This is a genomic window from Priestia sp. BR_2, from assembly GCF_041954005.1.
Classification (GTDB): Bacteria; Bacillota; Bacilli; order Paenibacillales; family Paenibacillaceae; genus Paenibacillus_AQ; species Paenibacillus_AQ lautus_A.
On record NZ_JAVFHM010000095.1, the window covers coordinates 1 to 660 of the forward strand.

At 34.2% G+C, this 660-nt stretch carries 1 protein-coding gene; it reads left to right on the top strand.

Annotated elements, in window-relative coordinates; genetic code table 11:
• Positions 1–152: 152 nt before the first annotated feature.
• A partial coding sequence (locus tag RB298_RS02625; protein WP_486045611.1) for a DUF421 domain-containing protein occupies positions 153–660 on the top strand: 508 nt, incomplete at its 3' end.

A 660-nucleotide genomic window follows, 5' to 3' on the forward strand; every position in this document is an offset into this window, starting at 1 on the left:
GGATGACACTTTAAACACTTTGTACGTCATTCATTTAATTTTCAACATAAAGAAATATACATCTTAGAGAATCAGCTGAGTGTACAAATCTATACATTGCATTCATCTTGGCTCCAAGAGAGAAGAAGATTCTAATGAAAGGAGAGCGTAAAGTGGAAATCATCGAAGTAAGCTGGCGTACAATATTATTATATGTTGTTATTATTATTATTTTTCGTTTTATCGGCCAACGAGGTATAAATCAGCTAAATGTCATTGATCTTGTTGTTGTGCTTATGATAAGTGAACTTGGGGTTGTGGCAATTGAGGATACGGGAGAGTCTTTACTACATCAGCTTGTACCGATTCTTATATTAACACTTATCCAAATAGGTCTTACCTATATCCAATTAAAAAGTCAAAAGTTACGCAGAGTACTAGATGGGCAACCTATCATTGTAATAAGACAAGGAAAGATTGATGAAAAGCAGATGAAGAAATCACGTTATAATTTGGACGACTTGCTTTTACAGCTGCGGGATAAAAATATAGGAGATATCCGTGAGGTGGATTATGCGATATTAGAGCCTTCGGGTACATTATCTGTATTTAAAAAATCAGAAAGCAAAGATAAATCAGGATCTGTATTTTTACTTCCCCTTGTTATTGATGGGATTATTC